Origin of the sequence: Breznakia sp. PFB1-19, assembly GCF_029893935.1 — a bacterium.
Lineage (GTDB): Bacteria > Bacillota_I > Bacilli_A > Erysipelotrichales > Erysipelotrichaceae > Breznakia > Breznakia blatticola.
This window is the reverse complement of record NZ_JARXXJ010000012.1, coordinates 24,089-42,085: the sequence shown is the minus strand read 5'-3', so window position 1 is coordinate 42,085 and position 17,997 is coordinate 24,089. Positions and strand designations below refer to the sequence as shown.

18 protein-coding genes are annotated in these 17,997 nt (G+C 35.3%); 5 read left to right on the top strand and 13 right to left on the bottom strand.

The window, feature by feature from the left end; genetic code table 11:
• Positions 1-13: 13 nt before the first annotated feature.
• Genes ilvC through ilvD form a run of 3 tightly spaced genes read left to right on the top strand, consistent with a single transcriptional unit; the run spans position 14 to position 2,997 of the window.
• Positions 14-1,009, top strand: a complete 996-nt coding sequence (gene ilvC / locus M2098_RS07180) for a ketol-acid reductoisomerase (RefSeq protein ID WP_134170770.1) — start codon at positions 14-16, stop codon at positions 1,007-1,009.
• A 52-nt stretch (positions 1,010-1,061) separates the two neighbouring features.
• The gene (locus tag M2098_RS07175; protein WP_134170772.1) at positions 1,062-1,313 is read left to right on the top strand and encodes a hypothetical protein; all 252 of its coding nucleotides are present in this window, start codon (positions 1,062-1,064) and stop codon (positions 1,311-1,313) included.
• 4 nt (positions 1,314-1,317) lie between these two features.
• On the top strand, positions 1,318-2,997 hold the full coding sequence (ilvD, locus tag M2098_RS07170) for a dihydroxy-acid dehydratase (protein WP_280683151.1): 1,680 nt from the start codon (positions 1,318-1,320) through the stop codon (positions 2,995-2,997).
• A gap of 24 nt (positions 2,998-3,021) precedes the next feature.
• Here ilvD and M2098_RS07165 read toward each other — a convergent pair whose 3' ends face one another.
• From M2098_RS07165 to M2098_RS07155, 3 genes are all read right to left on the bottom strand, one after another.
• Entirely contained in the window at positions 3,022-3,417 is a 396-nt protein-coding gene (locus tag M2098_RS07165) for a hypothetical protein (RefSeq protein WP_280683149.1), read from the bottom strand.
• 174 nt (positions 3,418-3,591) lie between these two features.
• The gene (locus M2098_RS07160; RefSeq protein WP_280683147.1) at positions 3,592-4,731 is read right to left on the bottom strand and encodes a hypothetical protein; all 1,140 of its coding nucleotides are present in this window, start codon (positions 4,729-4,731) and stop codon (positions 3,592-3,594) included.
• A gap of 496 nt (positions 4,732-5,227) precedes the next feature.
• A complete protein-coding gene (locus M2098_RS07155) occupies positions 5,228-6,421 on the bottom strand; it encodes an ATP-binding protein (protein ID WP_280683145.1) in 1,194 nt (397 codons plus the stop codon).
• Between the two features lie 59 nt (positions 6,422-6,480).
• On the opposite strand from M2098_RS07155, the gene ilvA reads away from it, so the two are divergent.
• Positions 6,481-7,710, top strand: coding sequence for a threonine ammonia-lyase (gene ilvA, locus M2098_RS07150; RefSeq protein ID WP_280683143.1), 1,230 nt, complete (start codon positions 6,481-6,483; stop codon positions 7,708-7,710).
• Positions 7,711-7,748: 38 nt separating this feature from the next.
• Here the strand turns inward: ilvA and mnmG are convergent, their stop codons facing one another.
• Entirely contained in the window at positions 7,749-9,596 is a 1,848-nt protein-coding gene (gene mnmG, locus M2098_RS07145) for a tRNA uridine-5-carboxymethylaminomethyl(34) synthesis enzyme MnmG (protein ID WP_280683141.1), read from the bottom strand.
• 266 nt (positions 9,597-9,862) lie between these two features.
• On the opposite strand from mnmG, the gene M2098_RS07140 reads away from it, so the two are divergent.
• Positions 9,863-10,864 carry a hypothetical protein gene (locus M2098_RS07140; RefSeq protein ID WP_280683139.1) on the top strand — a complete coding sequence of 334 codons (1,002 nt, stop codon included), beginning with the start codon at positions 9,863-9,865 and terminating at the stop codon, positions 10,862-10,864.
• A 33-nt stretch (positions 10,865-10,897) separates the two neighbouring features.
• Here M2098_RS07140 and M2098_RS07135 read toward each other — a convergent pair whose 3' ends face one another.
• The 9 genes from M2098_RS07135 to M2098_RS07095 form a co-directional block, all read right to left on the bottom strand.
• Complete coding sequence (locus M2098_RS07135; RefSeq protein WP_134171323.1) at positions 10,898-11,152, bottom strand: hypothetical protein; 255 nt, start codon at positions 11,150-11,152, stop codon at positions 10,898-10,900.
• 86 nt (positions 11,153-11,238) lie between these two features.
• Positions 11,239-12,339 (bottom strand): redox-regulated ATPase YchF, encoded by a 1,101-nt coding sequence (gene ychF, locus M2098_RS07130; protein ID WP_280683136.1) that lies wholly within the window; start codon positions 12,337-12,339, stop codon positions 11,239-11,241.
• Between the two features lie 218 nt (positions 12,340-12,557).
• The gene (locus M2098_RS07125) at positions 12,558-13,046 is read right to left on the bottom strand and encodes a hypothetical protein (RefSeq protein WP_280683134.1); all 489 of its coding nucleotides are present in this window, start codon (positions 13,044-13,046) and stop codon (positions 12,558-12,560) included.
• On the bottom strand, positions 13,030-13,239 hold the full coding sequence (locus M2098_RS07120; protein WP_134170503.1) for a DUF951 domain-containing protein: 210 nt from the start codon (positions 13,237-13,239) through the stop codon (positions 13,030-13,032). The genes M2098_RS07125 and M2098_RS07120 overlap by 17 nt, the downstream gene beginning before the upstream one ends.
• Positions 13,223-14,098, bottom strand: coding sequence for a bifunctional methylenetetrahydrofolate dehydrogenase/methenyltetrahydrofolate cyclohydrolase FolD (folD, locus tag M2098_RS07115; RefSeq protein ID WP_280683131.1), 876 nt, complete (start codon positions 14,096-14,098; stop codon positions 13,223-13,225). Before folD ends, M2098_RS07120 begins: the two co-directional genes overlap by 17 nt.
• Positions 14,091-14,543, bottom strand: a complete 453-nt coding sequence (dtd, locus tag M2098_RS07110; protein WP_280683129.1) for a D-aminoacyl-tRNA deacylase — start codon at positions 14,541-14,543, stop codon at positions 14,091-14,093. Before dtd ends, folD begins: the two co-directional genes overlap by 8 nt.
• A complete protein-coding gene (locus M2098_RS07105; RefSeq protein WP_280683127.1) occupies positions 14,540-15,409 on the bottom strand; it encodes a zinc-dependent peptidase in 870 nt (289 codons plus the stop codon). Before M2098_RS07105 ends, dtd begins: the two co-directional genes overlap by 4 nt.
• On the bottom strand, positions 15,409-16,644 hold the full coding sequence (locus M2098_RS07100; protein WP_280683121.1) for an aminotransferase class I/II-fold pyridoxal phosphate-dependent enzyme: 1,236 nt from the start codon (positions 16,642-16,644) through the stop codon (positions 15,409-15,411). Before M2098_RS07100 ends, M2098_RS07105 begins: the two co-directional genes overlap by 1 nt.
• Before the next feature lie 8 nt (positions 16,645-16,652).
• A complete protein-coding gene (locus M2098_RS07095) occupies positions 16,653-17,720 on the bottom strand; it encodes a chorismate mutase (RefSeq protein ID WP_280683119.1) in 1,068 nt (355 codons plus the stop codon).
• Positions 17,721-17,997: the final 277 nt, after the last annotated feature.

Here is a 17,997-nt window from a genome sequence, read left to right as displayed (position 1 = left end):
GGAGGAGAACAAGATGATTAAGAAATATTATGACACAGATTGTAATTTAGGTTTATTGGATGGAAAAACTATCGCAATTATTGGGTATGGTTCACAAGGACATGCACATGCACAAAACCTTAAAGATAGTGGAGTGAACGTAATTGTTGGATTACGTGAAACAAGTAAAAGTGTTGAAGAAGCAAAAGCTGCAGGTTTAACTGTAATGTCTGTTGAAGATGCTGCAAAAGCTGCTGACTTTGTAATGATGTTAGTACCAGATGAAACATGTGCAGACATCTACAAAAACCAAGTAGAAAAACACATGAAAGATGGAGACGTGTTAATGTTTGCTCACGGGTTTAACATTCACTTCCACCAAATTCAACCAGCTGACTACATTGATGTAATCATGGTTGCACCTAAAGGACCTGGACATACAGTACGTAGTGAATATACAGAAGGAAAAGGTGTCCCTTCTCTAATCGCTATCCACCAAGACAACAGTGGTAAAGCAAAAGACTACGCACTAGCATACGCTTGTGGAATTGGAGCTGGACGCGCAGGAATCCTTGAAACAACATTTAAAGAAGAAACTGAAACTGACCTATTCGGTGAACAAGCAGTTCTTTGTGGTGGGGTTACAGAATTAATGTTAGCAGGATTTGAAACATTAGTTGAAGCTGGATATGAACCAGAAATGGCATACTTCGAATGTGTTCACGAAATGAAATTAATCGTTGATTTAATCAACTCAGGTGGATTTGAAATGATGCGTTACTCAATTTCAAATACAGCGGAATACGGAGATTACCGCACTGGAAAACGTATGATTACTGAAGAAACACGTAAAGAAATGAGAAAAGTATTAGCAGAAATCCAAGATGGAACATTCGCTAGTGAATTTATCCAAGAAATGAAAGCTGGAAACAAAGCAAAATTCTTAACTACACGTACAAAAGAAGCATCTACAGAACTATGTAAAGTTGGTAAAGAATTACGTAGTATGTACAGCTGGTTACAGAAATAATTAAAGAAGGCAGCTTGCCTTCTTTTTCTACATTATGAATCGAAATGAAATATTGAAACTAGCGATCAAAACTTGGGGAGTCGATGCACAAACCAACTGTGCAATGGAAGAACTTGCTGAGTTAATCCAAGCGATTTCAAAGTTTAAAAGAGGTTACGATAATAAAGAAGATATCATTGATGAAATTGTTGATGTACAAATTATGATTGATCAAATCAAGCTTATATGCGACATTGATGATACAATGTTAGAAAAGCGAGCGACTTACAAGTTGCAACGTATCAAAAACCGTTTAGAGGAGTAGAACTATGATTGATAAGAAAAATCTAAGAAGTGCAAATGTTACGGAAGGTGTAGAAAAAACACCTGCACGTAGTTTGTTTTATGCAATGGGATATACAAAAGAAGAATTGGATCGACCACTAATTGGTGTAATAAGTGCACATAGTGAAGTTGTACCTGGACATATTCATCTAGATAAAATCGCGGAAGCGGTAAAAGTTGGAGTTCGTATGGCCGGTGGTACCCCAATTGAAATTCCTTCGATTGGGGTTTGTGATGGAATTGCAATGGGACATGAAGGTATGAGATACTCACTTCCTTCACGTGAACTGATTGCAGACTCTGTTGAAAGTATGACAATTGCCCATGCACTTGACGGACTTGTCTTAGTCCCTAACTGCGACAAAATCGTTCCTGGAATGATCATGGGAGCAAGTCGCATCAATATTCCAACTGTTGTATGTAGTGGTGGACCTATGCTTGCAGGAAATGTAGCTGGTGAAGAAGTTTCTCTATCCAAAACATTTGAAGCAGTTGGTGCCTATAAAGCAGGTATCATTGATGAAGCACAATTACTCGATGTAGAAGAAAATTCATGTCCTGGATGTGGTTCATGTGCAGGTATGTATACGGCAAACTCAATGAACTGTTTAAGTGAAGCACTAGGTATTGCTTTACCAGGTAATGGAACCATCCCTGCTATTTCAAGTCGTAGAACACAACTTGCTAAACGCGCAGGTATGCAAATTATGGAAATGGTCGAAAAAGATATTAAAATCCGCGACATTATCAATCCAGTAAGTATTCGTAATGCTTTAGCTTGTGATATGGCTCTTGGTTGTTCATCAAACAGTGTCCTTCACTTATTAGCTATCGCTAATGAATCTGGAATCCCATTAGATTTAAATATGTTTAATGAAATGAGTGAAAAAGTACCTAACCTTTGTCACTTAGCACCTGCCGGAGATACACACATGCAAGATCTTAATGCAGCTGGAGGAATTCCTGCCGTACAAAATGAGCTAGCAAAATTAAACTTGCTGGATTTAGATGCACTCACAGTAACTGGACAATCTGTTGGTGAAAACATCAAAGGAATTACCAACCGCAACCCAGATACAATTAAACCAGTTGAAACACCATTCTCAAAAACAGGTGGAATTGCTATCTTGTTTGGTAATATCGCACAAGAAGGATGTGTCGTTAAACGTAGTGCAGTAGCTAAAGAAATGTTAGAACACAAAGGACCTGCACGTGTATTTGATAGCGAAGAAGAAGCAATCGATGCCATCTACAAAGGAAACATCGTTGATGGTGATGTTGTAGTGATTCGTTATGAAGGTCCAAAAGGTGGTCCTGGAATGCGTGAAATGTTAAACCCAACAAGTGCACTTGCTGGAATGAAGCTTGATAAAACAGTAGCTTTAATTACAGATGGCCGCTTCTCAGGAGCGAGTCGTGGAGCAAGTATTGGACACGTATGTCCAGAAGCTGCTGCTGGTGGAAACATTGCACTCATTCAAGAAGGAGATATGATTGAAATCAATATCCCTGCGTATTCAATTAACGTGGATGTAAGTGATGAAGAACTTGCAAAGCGTAAAGAAGCATGGCAACCAAAAGAGCCAAACGTGAAACATGGATGGTTAAAACGTTATTCTATGCTTGTTGATAGCGCCGCTAAAGGTGCCATCATGAAAGACTAATTCATATATGAAAAAGTGCCTACATCAAGTAGACACTTTTTCATTTACAATTATCTTTTCATTTGAACGAAGTAGCTGCATCAATAAACCGATATTGAAACCCACATATCCAAATACAAGTGAAGATATATTCTGATAAACTGATTCCAATTCACTATATAGTGGTTTATCTGCAAGATTTACATAGGTAAGACAAATAGCACAGAAGGTAATTGACAACACGACAATCAATATCAGCAAATTACGATTTCCTGTTTTTGAAGCATATATCATCGCAATAAAGCATCCAATTAAAGTCAGTTGTATATATGCAAAATTACCTTTACCAACATCTGCTTGAATTCCATATGTGAAACCTAAAATCAACAATAAACTAACTACGCTAATTATAATTCCTATTCGTTTCATAGATTGATTCATAACCAACCCTCCTTTTACTTATCATATATCTATTTTTAATATCAAACTAATATATATATATATATATTACGTCTACAGCAAGAAAAAAGCCCAGGTAAGGGGGTTCCTGGACTTTCTCTGTTGCATAATGTATGCAACTATATAATTATGAAAACATGATTTCAGCAATTTCTATTAGTTAAGTAAATTACGTACATAGTTGTATGATTGTGGAGCTGCTGCTCGCAATGTACCTTGATCATAATAGTAATATACGACAAGGTTTGCTAACCATTCATAACGGTTATCGCGCATGTTTCCACTAAATTTAGCAGGCAAGTTATTCTTTTCTGCTTGGAAGATACCTTCCAAGTTACCTGATGCATTGTTTGCATAGTCATACATATGTGTCATTTCATGTAATGCTGTTGTTGCATAATATGCAGAACCATTTAGCCACAAGCGACCATCGCTATATGCCATTCCTAAATATGGATATGACAAGCTATTATCGATTGTGATGGTATGTAAGTTCGAGTTATTAAAGATTGCTGGCAATCCTTGTAGTTCACTCATATATGAACGAATGACTCCATCACTTACATCATTTCCAACAACAATTTTCCATCCACGTACATACAAATTGTTACGGTCTAGTGCTGGCGTAGTATAAGTAGGTGACGCTGGTGTACTAACTGTATTTGTAGGTTCACTATATCCTGTATAACCGCTTTGTTCTTCAGTCGTTTGTTCTACTTCATTCACTACTACTTGAACACTTTTACGTGATGTATTATGGTTTGCATCTGTTGCCTCCATAATGACTTCGTATGTTCCTGCTTTTGTACTATCTACATCATTTTTCACGTATTCAATTGGTAAATCACCATCAACAACATCATAAGCACTTGCTTCTAAATCATCAGTTGTAAATGTATCACCAACAGATAATGTAAGATCATTTGCTTTAATTACTGGAGCTTTCGTATCTTTCATTTGTACGTGAACCATATATATATGTTCGGCAATTGGGTTTTCAGCTTCAATTACTGGATTACTATCACTAATTGTTTCTACACGATAGATATCATGTAATTTAGAATCTGTACCACGTGCACTTTCGTTAACGATATGGATTACTTTTTCATTGTCTTGTGCAAACTTCTCTTTAATTTGTTTTTGGATTGTTTCTGGTTTATCATACTCCATTTGCATATCCACTTTTTGTTCAATTGCGTTGTTTGCTAACGCATTTTCATTAAAACGATTCAATGAGAACATTGATCCGGATGCTATCATTAACATCACCAATATAATACTAATTTGCTTTTTCATACATCTCTGACCCCTTTCGTCATATTCTGTTTCACAATTTAATACTTTCTAAACTATATACTTATCATAACCTACATTATTAGTAGGAATTAATATCTAAGGGAAATCCAGTTTAGCGACATGGATTGGTCGAATGAATAAATGTGTGTGTTGTGTGTGTTTATAGAGGGATTTTTCACTTAAACCTATATTTTTGGTAGGAATTTAGATTTAAGTAATAACCGCTTACACATCGCGGTTTGTAAATAGAGTAACCTTTATTTACATGCACATTCTAGCATAACTGAGGGGGTAGTCAACTATAATGCCTATCATATTAATAGGAATATAAATCTTAAGAATTACTGCCCATTATCAGCAGTTAATTCAAAGGTATCTCTCTCTTTACACTCTCATAATACCACATATTATCCACACGTCAACAGATAAGCCTATAAACTTAGTAGGAATAACATAATTTACCAAAATTGTCTTTGCATATAAAAAGAAGACTGGATTATTCCATATCTTCTTGGATCTTTTGCATCTCAACAAATTGCTTTGCTGTACGTGGACTACGTCCATTATTACGAATCGCAAACATCTCTGCTTGTGTAATCAATTCATCTCCACTGATTGTCAGTTGGTTTTCTCTAGCTAAGCCTTGCACAATTTCTAAATATAAATCTTTGTTTGGTTTTTGGAATGTAATGGTTAGTCCAAAGCGTGCAGCTAAACTCATTGTTTCTTGAATGGAATCATTGGTGAATAGTTCATCACTATTTCGATCTTTCATACTTTCCTTAACAAAATGACGTCGGTTCGTCGTTGCATAGATTAGTACATTTTTTTGACGCCCACCAACACCACCTTCTAAGATGGTCTTCAATGCCACAAAATTATCATCGTTACCTGAGAAACTTAAATCATCGATAAAGATAATAAACTTTAACGGGTTCTTTGCAAGCTCATCCATCAGTTCTGGTAGTTTGTGCAGCAATTGTTTGCTTACTTCAATTAAACGCAAACCTTCTTTATGGTATGCATTAGCAATCGCTTTTACTGTTGAACTCTTCCCAGTTCCTGCATCACCATACAGCAATGTATTACTTGCTTTCATTCCTTGCAAGAATGCCAAAGTATTTTGTTTTACCTGATTTCTTTCACGTTCATATCCAATGAGTTCGGATACATCTTGTGGATCTGGATGTTTAACCGGGAGCAATCCATGTTGTTCTAAACGGAACACATGATATTTTGCATAAACTCCATATCCATCAATTGGTAAACGCTCCATTTTTGTTAAATAGTCTTTTTTGAATTGATATTTCGTGTTTTTCCATTTCGGTAAGAACCCTGGATATGGTAAGTCTTTTAGTAATTGTTGCGAAGTTAATGAACTTACTTCTTGCAGTACACGAAGTTCATGCAACAAACTTTGATGCAATACATTTTCAACTGGTTTTTGTTGTGCAATTCTAGACACGTATACATTTTCATTACGCATCACAAACTTATATATGTAACGTGACAAGTTTGTATCTTTATCAAATAAACTTGCACAAAAATCACAATAGTAATTGATATACGATTCCACTTCTTGATCATTAGCATCTAGCAGTGTTCTAAGTTTTATAATTACTTCATCTTGTAGGAAACTACGAAAAATCACAAGTGAATTTAAGCGTTTTTGTAATTCCGTAAACTTCATATAATCACCCCTCTATTTATGGTATAATTGTAGCATTAAATAAGGGGGTTGACTAGAATATGGCAAACAATGAAGAAAACAAATCTTTGAGTATTGATTTGGTATTAGATGCACGTCGTGTGCTGAATGATGTGATTCGTAAAACTGACGTTATCGCTGCCACAAATATTCCAAGTCCAAATAACCTGTTTTTAAAAACAGAGAATTTACAATTAACGGGGAGTTTTAAAGTTCGTGGATCTTACTATAAGATTAGCAAACTTTCAGAAGCTGAAAAAGCAAAAGGAATTATTGCTTGTAGTGCAGGAAATCATGCACAAGGGGTTGCATTAGCTGCACAAAAGAATAACATTCCTTGTATTATATGTATGCCAGATAGCGCACCTATTTCAAAAGTAGAAGCAACAAAGAGCTTTGGTGCACAAATCGTACTTGTAGAAGGTACATATGATGATGCATACAAAGAAGCTGTTCGCTTACATAAAGAACATGGTTATACATTCATTCATCCATTTGATGATGTAGATGTTATTGCTGGACAAGGTACAATTGGTTTCGAAATTGTAAACCAGATGGATAATGTTGATGCAGTTGTGGTTCCTATTGGTGGTGGTGGCCTTATTAGTGGTGTTGCCTACACTATTAAAACCCTACGCCCTGAAATCAAAGTGTACGGTGTACAAGCTGCTGGTGCTGCATGTATGTATGAAGCATGTAAGCAAAATAACATTATTGAACTTGACCAAGTAAACACATTTGCCGATGGAATTGCGGTTATGCGTGCTGGTGAGTTAACCTACGATTTAACAATGAAGTATGTAGATGAAATCATTACTGTTAGTGATGATGAAATTGCCGCTGCTATCTTGATGATGTTGGAAAAACAAAAACTACTTTCAGAAGGTGCTGGAGCGGTTGCAGTTGCTGCTGAAATGTTCGGCAAAATTCCAATGGAACATAAAAACGTAGTTTGTATTGTCAGTGGTGGAAACATTGATGTAAACATTCTATCTAGAGTTGTTACACGTGGATTAATCATGAGTGGACGTAAAACATCACTAACAATTGCACTTGTTGATAAACCTGGACAATTATTAGGGGTTAGTAAAATCATTAGTGATTGTGGTGGTAACGTTGTCGCTATCGATTATGATGCAGGAGATCCAGAAATGGACATTAACTCTTGTTTCTTAAAGATTACGATGGAAACCAAAAACCACGAACATATTGAAGAAATTAAAAAAGCCCTCACGAAGGAAGGCTTTGAAATCGTTAAAGAACGTACGTAAGGATGCAATGCATCCTTTTTTTATTTACTTGATTCGTTCTATTTCTTTTTTAAATAGATCATTAAGACTGCAATATCTGCGGGGTTTACCCCACTAATTCGACTTGCTTGTCCTACTGTAATCGGTTTTACTTGATCTAGTTTTTGTCTAGCTTCTAGTGATAGATTATCTACATGTTGGTAATCGATGTCCACTGGAAGTTTTAATTTATCCATGGAAAGCATACGTTTTGCTTCTTTTTTTGCTTTTACGATATACCCTTCATACTTTACTTCAATTTCAACTGCTTCAAGTACATCAGGCGTATATGATACCCCTAGATATTCACATAATCTAGCTAGTTCTACTTTTGGACGCTTAAGTAAATCATATGCAGAAGTTCCATCATGCAATGCATCATATCCAATTTCTACTAAGTATGTATTTACTTCGCTTTTTGGTGTAAAGCGTGTTTCTTCCAATAATTGCTTTAGTTCAACGATGTGTTGTTGCTTCAAAATAAAGCGCTCATATCGATCTTGTGGAAGTAAGCCAATTTCATGCCCATAGCCACTTAAACGTGTATCTGCATTATCATGACGTAATAGTAAGCGATATTCAGCACGACTTGTAAGTAAGCGATATGGTTCTTTTGTTCCTTTATTGGCAAGATCATCTATTAACACTCCAAGGTATGCTTCATCACGACGTAAAACAAACGGTTCTTTTCCATCAAGTTTGCGCACTGCATTAATTGCTGCCATCAATCCTTGTCCTGCAGCTTCTTCATATCCGCTAGTTCCATTGACTTGACCAGCAGTAAATAAGTTTTCTACAATCTTGCTTTCTAAACTCACTTTCATTTGCAAAGGATCAATTGCATCGTATTCAATTGCATATCCATATTTATCAATAATTGCATGTTCAAGTCCAGGAAGTGAATGAATCATCAAATCTTGAATATGTTCAGGCATTGATGTTGAAAAACCTTGTACATAGGTTGTGTCTAATTCTAAACTCTCAGGCTCTAAAAAGATTTGATGACGTTCCTTATCATGGAAACGTACAAGTTTATCTTCAATACTTGGACAGTATCTAGGCCCTACACCTTCTACCAATCCAGAATACATCGCACTCTCTTTTAGATTACCATTGATAATTTCATGTGTAGCTGGACTTGTATACGTTAAGTAACATAATACCTGTTTATCTAAATCTAAGATTTTTTTCGTATCATAACTGAATGCCACAAAACCATCCGTTCCTGGTTGTGGTTCCGTTTTTGTAAAATCAATGCTATTTGTTTTGACACGTGCCGGTGTTCCTGTTTTTAAACGGAACGTTTGTAAACCTAAATCACGTAACGATTGTGATAAAGCATTCGTTGTTGGTTCTTGATCTGGACCACTAGGTGTTGCGCTATGTCCAAGCAAGATTTTTCCACTCATGTATGTACCTGTTGTTAGTATTACAACTTTTGCATATACTTCTTCTCCATCCGCAAGTTTTACCCCAATTGCTTTTCCATCTTTTGTAAGTAAGGTTTCAATCATCGCTTCACGTACAGTAAGATGTTTTTGATGTAAAACTTTATCTTGCATGTAACGACTATAGGCAAGTTTATCACTTTGCACACGAAGACATCGAACACCTGGACCTTTGTTTGTATTTAACATTTTGAATTGGATCGCTGTTGCATCAGCAGCTTTCCCCATTTCTCCTCCAAGTGCATCAATCTCACGAACGACGATTCCTTTTGCAGGTCCACCAACCGAAGGGTTACATGGCATCTTCGCAATATTCTCTTTTGATAATGTAAATAAGATGGTTTCTTTTTGCATTCTAGCACTTGCTAAAGCAGCTTCAACACCTGCATGTCCACCACCTACAACTATAATATCTACCATGTCTACACCTCCTTGTGAAATCTTTCCTATAATATACCAATTGTGTCAATACTTCAACTATTTGCGCTTGTTTTATACTTGCGAATTCCACGTATACATATCGTTATAACACCATAAGTAAAAACCTATGTAAAGGTGATTGATTTGCATTTTCATGTAAAATGCAATATAATACCAAAAGTTAGCGCATATATGCTAACGGAAAGATATATTTCGAATAGCTAAAAATCAAATATCGAGATTTCGAAAAAGGAGAGTATACTATTATGAAAAGAAACGTTGAGAAACCCACCTCCCGTTTGGGAGATAAAGTAAAGATTCTTGTTGCACGTGGGACGCAACTTCTTAACAATTCAAAAACTAGATTGAGTAACGTATGTACTCAAATCATGAAAACAGCAAAACACTTGTTATCTACTTCTGTAACTAAGGTGATGCAAGTCTTATGCAAAACAACAAACTTCATTCATGTTGAATTCGACCGCATGAATGGTCGTACATTAGGTCGTCATATATTAATCTACGTCAAAGGCGTAGAAGTTACACTACCACGTACGGTAGCAATCATAACTGTTTGTTCATTACTTGTTTATACAAGTGGAACTCAAATCCAAAAAGCACCTACAGTTATGCGTAAAAACGTGGTTGCAGAAAACTTTAGAGGTATTGAATCACAACAAAGCCCAACAAGCTTTGCCATTCAAGCTGAAGTTACACAAGGTGCAAAAGCTATTGAAATTCAAAAAGCAGAGGAAGCAAAACGTTTAAAAGAAGCTGAAGAACTTCGTCGTCAACAAGAAGAAGCAGCTCGCTTAGCTTATGAAGCACAACTTGCAGCAGAAGAAAGCAAGTATAACGTAAGCGGCACTTGTTCCCTTAGCGCAGATAACATATCATTTATGGATTATCGAATGATTCGTGTTGGTAGTCTTCAATACAATTATTTGACTTCATATATGAACGTATCATCAGATGGACTTTTACGCACAGACGATGGTTTTATCGCTGTTGCCTTAGGTTCATACTATGGTCCAATTGGTTCTAAATACCGTTTCACTACATCGACTGGACAAACATTCAAAGTAATGAAGATTGATGAAAAAAGTGACAACCATACAACTGGTGGTTGTATTGATAGTACAAACTCTATGATTGAGTTTATTATTGATACGCCAAATATTAATGGTGCAGTAAAGATGAGTGGTACTTTTACATCACTTGCTGAATTTAGTGGAACCATTGTACAAACAGAATACTATAACGAATAATATATCTAAAAAAGACATCCACCGATGTCTTTTTTAATTCAAATCCATTAATTTTGCAGTGATACCCTCAATTTCATTAAAGGCAGTCATCATATCATCAATTTCAGCTTTCGTTCCACAAGCTTGGATGATGATCAATCCATCATTTGAGCAATATTTTTCATCTGTTTCATGTAACCCCAAACGTGTTTTAATGTTACATCCAGATTTTGTGAGCACTTCTTGTAATTTTACTGCATTATGTACTCTTGATGCTAAACGTAGTCCAATTATGTAATAACAATCCATTTCTTAACTCCTCCTTATGTAACTCAAATATATCACACAAGAAGTTAGAAATACATGAATACAAATGGAAAAAGCCCTCGCGGGCTTTATACGTTAAATCTAAAGTGCATGATGTCTCCATCTTGAACTACGTAGTCTTTTCCTTCCAAACGAAGCTTCCCAGCTTCTTTTACTGCTTGTTCACTACCATATGTGTCCATATCTTCAAATGACATCGTTTCTGCACGAATGAATCCTTTTTCAAAGTCGGTATGAATAATTCCTGCACATTCAGGAGCAGTCATACCTTTTTTGAATGTCCATGCACGAACTTCGACAACACCTGCTGTAAAGTATGTACATAAATCAAGCATTGCATAACTTGCTTTAATCACTTGATCTAGTCCAGATTCACCAATTCCTAAATCTTGTAAGAACATATCTTTTTCTTCTTTGTCTAAAACAGATAACTCTTCTTCAATTTTTGCAGAGATAGCAACAACTTCATTGTTTTCACTTGCTGCTAATTCTACTACTTTATTGAAGTGTGGATTACTTTTTGGATCATTGATTTCTTCTTCAGCGATGTTAGCAACATAAAGCATAGGTTTCATCGTTAATAATTGAAATCCTCTAACAAGGTTTCTTTCATCTTTAGTAAGTTCTACACTACGTGCGGGTTTACCAACTGCTAAAGCTGCTTTGATTTTATCAAGCACTGCTTTTTCAGCAATTCCTTCTGCATCTTTTGCTTTTACTTTTCGTTCAACTTTAGATAAGCGATTGTCTACAGTTTGTTCATCTGCTAATACAAGTTCTAAGTTGATGATTTCGATATCACGAATTGGATCTACAAAACCTTCTACATGGGTTACATTTGGATCTTCAAAACAACGAACCACATGACAAATTGCGTCAGTTAAACGAATGTTACTTAAAAATTGGTTTCCTAAACCTTCCCCTTTACTTGCCCCTTTTACAAGACCTGCAATATCAGTAAATTCAAACGTTGTAAATAATGTTTTCTTTGGTTGAACGATTTCTACCAAACGATCAATTCTACTATCTGGTACTTCTACAACTCCCACATTTGATTCAATTGTCGCAAATGGGTAGTTTGCTGCTTCTACTTGCGATTTTGTAATCGCGTTAAATAATGTTGATTTTCCTACGTTGGGTAAACCAACAATTCCTGCTGTTAATGCCATAGTTTATACCTCTCAAATACTGTTATAGTGTACCTTCTTTTGCACTTTTAAGCAATATCAATTCAAAAGAATCCAACGGATTGTCCAATTATTGTGCATTATTATTTCAGGATTCTAATATCTAGCGTTTTTTCATAGCATGTTATAAATTATCGATTTCTACATCCATCGATTTTGGACATAAAAAAACTGACAATTGCCAGTTTTCAAACATTCGATTATTTCTTTACTACCTTACATGTATAGCCTTGATCTTCTAAAGCTTTACGTGTGCTTTTTAGTGAATAGTAATCACTACCTTCAGGTAGTTCTTTAAAGATACTCAACTTTTCATTTGCTTCAAGTGCCTTTTTTACATAGACAACACTTTTTGTACTTAGAACATTATCCTTTTGTTTCCAAGTGAATGTTGCATTCTTTGTACATGTATCTTTATCTGTCTTATCTGGACATTTTTCTAAGTCTTTATATGAAGCAATTTTTAAGTCTATATCTTCTTGATAGCGTTCTACATTATCAAATGTATAACTCATATCATCATCAATTTGCACGATTTCATCATCTTCAGCATGTAAAGTGATGTCTTGTTTCATGTCTATTCCATATTCTTTCCCTTGAAATGTGCATATGACTGTAACCTTTTCCGGTTCACTTTGACATCCTACACAAAAGGCAAAAATCATTAAGATACTAATTAGTTTCTTCATCGTTGATATCCGCTTTCTTTACAATCTTTTTCAATTTCTTTTCAAAATCTCTGCGTTCCATTAATACTGATGATCCGCACCCTAAACATTTGATACGAATATCGGCACCCATACGAATGATTTTCCATTCGTTGCTTTTTTTACATGGGTGTTGTTTTTTCATCTCTACAATATCGTTAAGATTGTACTCCATCTTCTAGATCCTCTCTTTTCCGATACGATTCCACCGTATTTTCTAATAACATCGCAATCGTCATTGGTCCAACACCTTTCGGCACTGGCGTAATGTATTTTACTTTATCAATCACATCATCAAAATTAACATCACCACAAAGTTTTCCATCTTCACCGCGATTTACACCTACATCAATTACGACTGCACCTTCTTTGATCCATTCTTTTTTCACAAGTTTGGCTCTTCCAACAGCAGCAACTACGATATCGGCATGTTTTACAATATCTTCAATGTTTTTTGTGCGTGAGTGTGTCATTTGCACAGTTGCATTCTTATTAAGTAATAATTGTGCAATTGGTTTTCCAACAATATTACTACGTCCAATAACAACTGCATTTTTTCCTGATAAATCATCATAGCCAATCGATTCTAATATCTTGATAATTCCTTTTGGGGTACAGGGTAGAAAAGTATCTTCCCCAATAATCATTTTTCCGATGTTATATGGATGGAATCCATCTACATCTTTATCTGGGTTGATACTGAATAAGACACGATTGGTATCGATATGTGATGGTAATGGTAGTTGTACCAAAATTCCATCTACATTGTCATCATAATTTAATTCTTGAATCTTTTCAATCAATTTTTCTTCGCTAATACTTGCATCATAACGGATAGTTGCATTTTGCATTCCAATGGCTTCACAGGCTTTTTCTTTACCTTTCACATAGGACTGACTTCCTACATCATCACCTACAAGAATTACTACAAGTTGCGGTAACCGCATCCCTTTGGCTTTATATCCTTCGATTTCTACTTTTAAATCTTCTTTACACTTTGCGGCAATTTCACTACCGTAAATAATTTTATCCATACATTTCCTCACTATCTAACATGATGGTTACAGGACCATCATTGCATAATTCTACTTTCATATCTGCACCAAAGACTCCTGTTTTTACATGCAATCCATGAGTGCGCAATTGTTCATTGAACATTTCATATAATGGATTTGCTTGTTCGGGTCTTGCCGCTCTTGAGAAACCTGGACGATTTCCCTTTTTCGTATCTGCATAAAGTGTGAATTGCGAGATACTTAATATACTTCCCCCTACTTGTTGAATATCAAAATTCATCTTGCCATCTTCATCTTCAAAGATGCGTAGTTGAGCAACCTTTTTAGCTAATTTTTCACTTATTTCTTTTGTATCATCCGTTGTGATTCCAACAAGTAATACGTATCCTTGTTGAATTTCACTATACAATGCTCCATCAATTGTGACACTTGCATGTTTCACTCTTTGAATTAATACTCTCATAGATTCTCTCCATTGTAGATGTCATCAAAATACGTATATAGTTCAGGGAAGCGTCTTTCCAACTCTTGCCCTTGATTGAAGTATGTATCACTAACTTCTGCAAAGAATTCAGCTGCACTACTTCGTGCATATTGCACATCTAATAAATTAAATAATCCATTAAACTGTTCATCTTTTGTGAAATCTTCAAATTCTTTTTTAAACTTCTTTGTTTCACTGATGAAATCATGTGAGACATCATAGTTATGTGATAATTCATGAGTAACAACACGATACATACCAACACGACTTGCATCAATATAGATATGACGATTGGTTGGCACAGCAAACGCGACTGCTTGTGCAATATCGTTCTCTTTACGAATTTCTTCAAATTGTTCGCGACTACATAAGAAAATTCGTGTGGTTTCTTTTAATAGTTCATATGGTTGTGGTTTGATACATTCATCGATGAAGTAGCTTTTTTCTTCAACACTTAAATCTCCAACAATTGTAATTGGTGGTAAATCATCTGCAATTTTAATTGTTTCATTGTCATCATATTTTGTATTTTCTCCATATAAGGAATTTTGATTACGGAAATAATTAAAAGATATCGCAACAAGTAACATGAAAACCACCAGTAAAGTTCCATAAAACTTCAATGCTGATGATTTTTCTTTCTCTTTTCTTCTTGCGACAATGGTTGCTAAACCAAACATGACAACACAGGTTACACATAATGCGTAAACAAGTGATGCATGGCGTGCTAACCAAAGTGAAATTAGTGTATGCCACCCTTGTTCATAACCAAGGTAACTCACTACCACGACCATCAACACCAGCATCACAAATGCAACAATGCCCAAACCACTATTTTTTTTCATTATAACTTGTCGTTAATCTCCTTCATTTTGTAAGCAAGTCCTTTTACTTTATCTACACTGAGTGAACATAAAGCAACTCGGATTCCTTTATTTACTTTCACAGTAAAGATGTTTTCAGCCATACAGGCTTCATGCATTTTTGTTTGCATGTCTGGATCTTCATAACGTAATGTCACAAAGAATCCTTCACGATATGGATAATATGTTAGTCCACAAGCATCTGCTTCTTCAATAAAGATATCACTACGTTTCTTTAATAAAGCAACATATGAATCTTTTTCTTTTTCAAAGTCTTCTTTTCCTTCTTTCGTTACATAGACGAAGTTTTTCATCGCAGCATTTGGAATGTTTGACCATATCGCTCTTGCGGCTTTTTCCATGACGATTTCTACTTGGCGTACGCTTTCTTTTTGTTTTGCCAAAATCATTGCTGCACCACAACGTAATCCGTATGCAGTTAATGTTTTTGAACATGAGAAAGCAACAATTACCATCACATCATCACTCATTTTATTAAATGCATGCATATAGTTACGACTTGCTTTAAAGTCCCAAGCAAAATCAATATATGCTATATCATTTAAGATAATAAATGGACCTTCTTTTCCAAGTTCATTTGCGATATCCATTACGGCATCCCATTCCTCACTTGTTAAAGTATATCCAGTAGGATTATGACATGGGTCATTAATAATCACAAGAACTTTACCTTGCTTTTTCATTACAGTTTTGCAAGTTTTCTTAAAGTCATCAAGATTGAATCCATCACCATCAAATAATGAGTAACAAACTGTGTCAATATTGTTCATTGTAGCCATCAATTTATATGAACCCCAAGCAATTTCGGGAATGATTAATGTTTCATTTTCATCTAGTAACATTGAGATCGTTGTACTTACTGCACCACTACCTCCTGGCGTAGCTAATACCGAATGTTCTAAGTCAAGTTTACTATCTTGAACAACCCAGTCGTATACCGCTTTACGATAATCATCATTACCAACAAAGCTTTGTGCATATGCTGCTTTTAAACGATCATCAATTGCATCGTATGGACGATATACCGATTCAAAAGCTACAAGTTTTCCATCTTCACCATATAGAGATCCAATTGTTGCATCAACAACTTGATCTGCTCCTACTTTTGCGATTGCTTCTTTTGCTTTTGACACAATTGAGAATACATTATCAACAATTGGTGTTGTATTTACGTTTTCTTTAATAAATGTTTTCATATGTCCCCCTACTTATTGTATGAACCAATATATTTTAAATCACGGCAAACCGCGCCTAATTCTTTTAACATCGCTTGTGTCGATGCATCTTCATAAAATCCTTCGAGTTCTACTTGGAAGTAATACGACCAAGCATTTTGTGGAATCGAACGCGATTTAATGCTTTTCATATTAAAGCCACGTGAAGCGATACTATTAATCGCTTGTGCTAATGTTCCTTGTTTGTTGGCAAGGGTAAAAATAATTTGGAAATGATTTCCTTGCGTATTTGCTTCTTTTGCGACAATCGCAAAACGTGTTGTATTATCATCATTTGTTTGTATATTATCTTCAACGATCTTTAATCCAAACAGTTGAGCAGCTTCCTTACTTGCGATAGCTGCAATCGTTGGATCTTCTTGTTTACTTACAAATTCAGCAGCTAGTGCAGTGTTTGGAAATTCAATAATCTCGATATTTCTTCCTTTTAGAAACTTAGAACACTGACTAATCGCTTGTGGATGTGAATAAATCTTTGTGATTTGATCAATTGGAATATCTTCTTTAGCAAGCAATGCTTGATTCACTTGTAAATCAAAGATGTCCACAATATATAAAGGATAGCGATACAGTAAATCACTGACTTCACCAACTTCACCACTATGAGAATTTTCTAATGGAATTACACCATAGCGAATTTCTTTACTTTCCACTGCTTTACACACATCTTCAAAACTTTTGAATCGAATTAGTTCATCATCTGGAAATATTGCACGTGCTGCTAAATATGAAAAGGCACCATAGGTTCCTTGATAACCAATTTTCTTTTCAATAAGTGTTGCATGTTGATAACGACGACTTACTTTCATAACATCTGTAATGAATTCTTCATAATAGGAGCGCAGTTTTTCATCTTGAATATGTAATAGATTCTTTTGAATGACTTGTTGCTCACGTGAAAAATCAAGAACTTCCATTTGGTGTTCTTGTTTATATGAAATGACATCCTCAACTGCATGCATTCGTTTTTCAAATAACTCAGCCATGGCTTGATCAATTTCGTTAATTTTCACTCTTGCTTGCTCTAATTTATTCATCGCAAATCTCCTTTATTTATTATACAACAAATATAGTTTAGTTTTTATATATTCCCCTAACTTTGTATTATACATGATTTTTATGAAAATTGTTTCATAAATTGTAAAATTTTCATAAAGTGCTTGCAAAACGAAATATATCGTATTACAATGTACGCATGAAACTAACATCAACTTTTTATTTTTACTTTAGATAGAGCCAAACAAACTAATACAATGTATTGGTTATTTATTCATGTTTGGCACACAACTAGGCACAGCAATTGATGTTGGTGCT

Excerpts from the sequence above, each read along its gene's own strand:
- ilvC (WP_134170770.1), top strand. The coding sequence starts at position 14 with ATGATTAAGAAATATTATGACACAGATTGTAATTTAGGTTTATTGGAT.
- ilvD (WP_280683151.1), top strand. The coding sequence starts at position 1,318 with ATGATTGATAAGAAAAATCTAAGAAGTGCAAATGTTACGGAAGGTGTA.
- M2098_RS07165 (WP_280683149.1), bottom strand. The coding sequence starts at position 3,417 with ATGAATCAATCTATGAAACGAATAGGAATTATAATTAGCGTAGTTAGT.
- M2098_RS07160 (WP_280683147.1), bottom strand. The coding sequence starts at position 4,731 with ATGAAAAAGCAAATTAGTATTATATTGGTGATGTTAATGATAGCATCC.
- M2098_RS07155 (WP_280683145.1), bottom strand. The coding sequence starts at position 6,421 with ATGAAGTTTACGGAATTACAAAAACGCTTAAATTCACTTGTGATTTTT.
- ilvA (WP_280683143.1), top strand. The coding sequence starts at position 6,481 with ATGGCAAACAATGAAGAAAACAAATCTTTGAGTATTGATTTGGTATTA.
- mnmG (WP_280683141.1), bottom strand. The coding sequence starts at position 9,596 with ATGGTAGATATTATAGTTGTAGGTGGTGGACATGCAGGTGTTGAAGCT.
- M2098_RS07140 (WP_280683139.1), top strand. The coding sequence starts at position 9,863 with ATGAAAAGAAACGTTGAGAAACCCACCTCCCGTTTGGGAGATAAAGTA.
- M2098_RS07135 (WP_134171323.1), bottom strand. The coding sequence starts at position 11,152 with ATGGATTGTTATTACATAATTGGACTACGTTTAGCATCAAGAGTACAT.
- ychF (WP_280683136.1), bottom strand. The coding sequence starts at position 12,339 with ATGGCATTAACAGCAGGAATTGTTGGTTTACCCAACGTAGGAAAATCA.
- M2098_RS07125 (WP_280683134.1), bottom strand. The coding sequence starts at position 13,046 with ATGAAGAAACTAATTAGTATCTTAATGATTTTTGCCTTTTGTGTAGGA.
- M2098_RS07120 (WP_134170503.1), bottom strand. The coding sequence starts at position 13,239 with ATGGAGTACAATCTTAACGATATTGTAGAGATGAAAAAACAACACCCA.
- folD (WP_280683131.1), bottom strand. The coding sequence starts at position 14,098 with ATGGATAAAATTATTTACGGTAGTGAAATTGCCGCAAAGTGTAAAGAA.
- dtd (WP_280683129.1), bottom strand. The coding sequence starts at position 14,543 with ATGAGAGTATTAATTCAAAGAGTGAAACATGCAAGTGTCACAATTGAT.
- M2098_RS07105 (WP_280683127.1), bottom strand. The coding sequence starts at position 15,409 with ATGAAAAAAAATAGTGGTTTGGGCATTGTTGCATTTGTGATGCTGGTG.
- M2098_RS07100 (WP_280683121.1), bottom strand. The coding sequence starts at position 16,644 with ATGAAAACATTTATTAAAGAAAACGTAAATACAACACCAATTGTTGAT.
- M2098_RS07095 (WP_280683119.1), bottom strand. The coding sequence starts at position 17,720 with ATGAATAAATTAGAGCAAGCAAGAGTGAAAATTAACGAAATTGATCAA.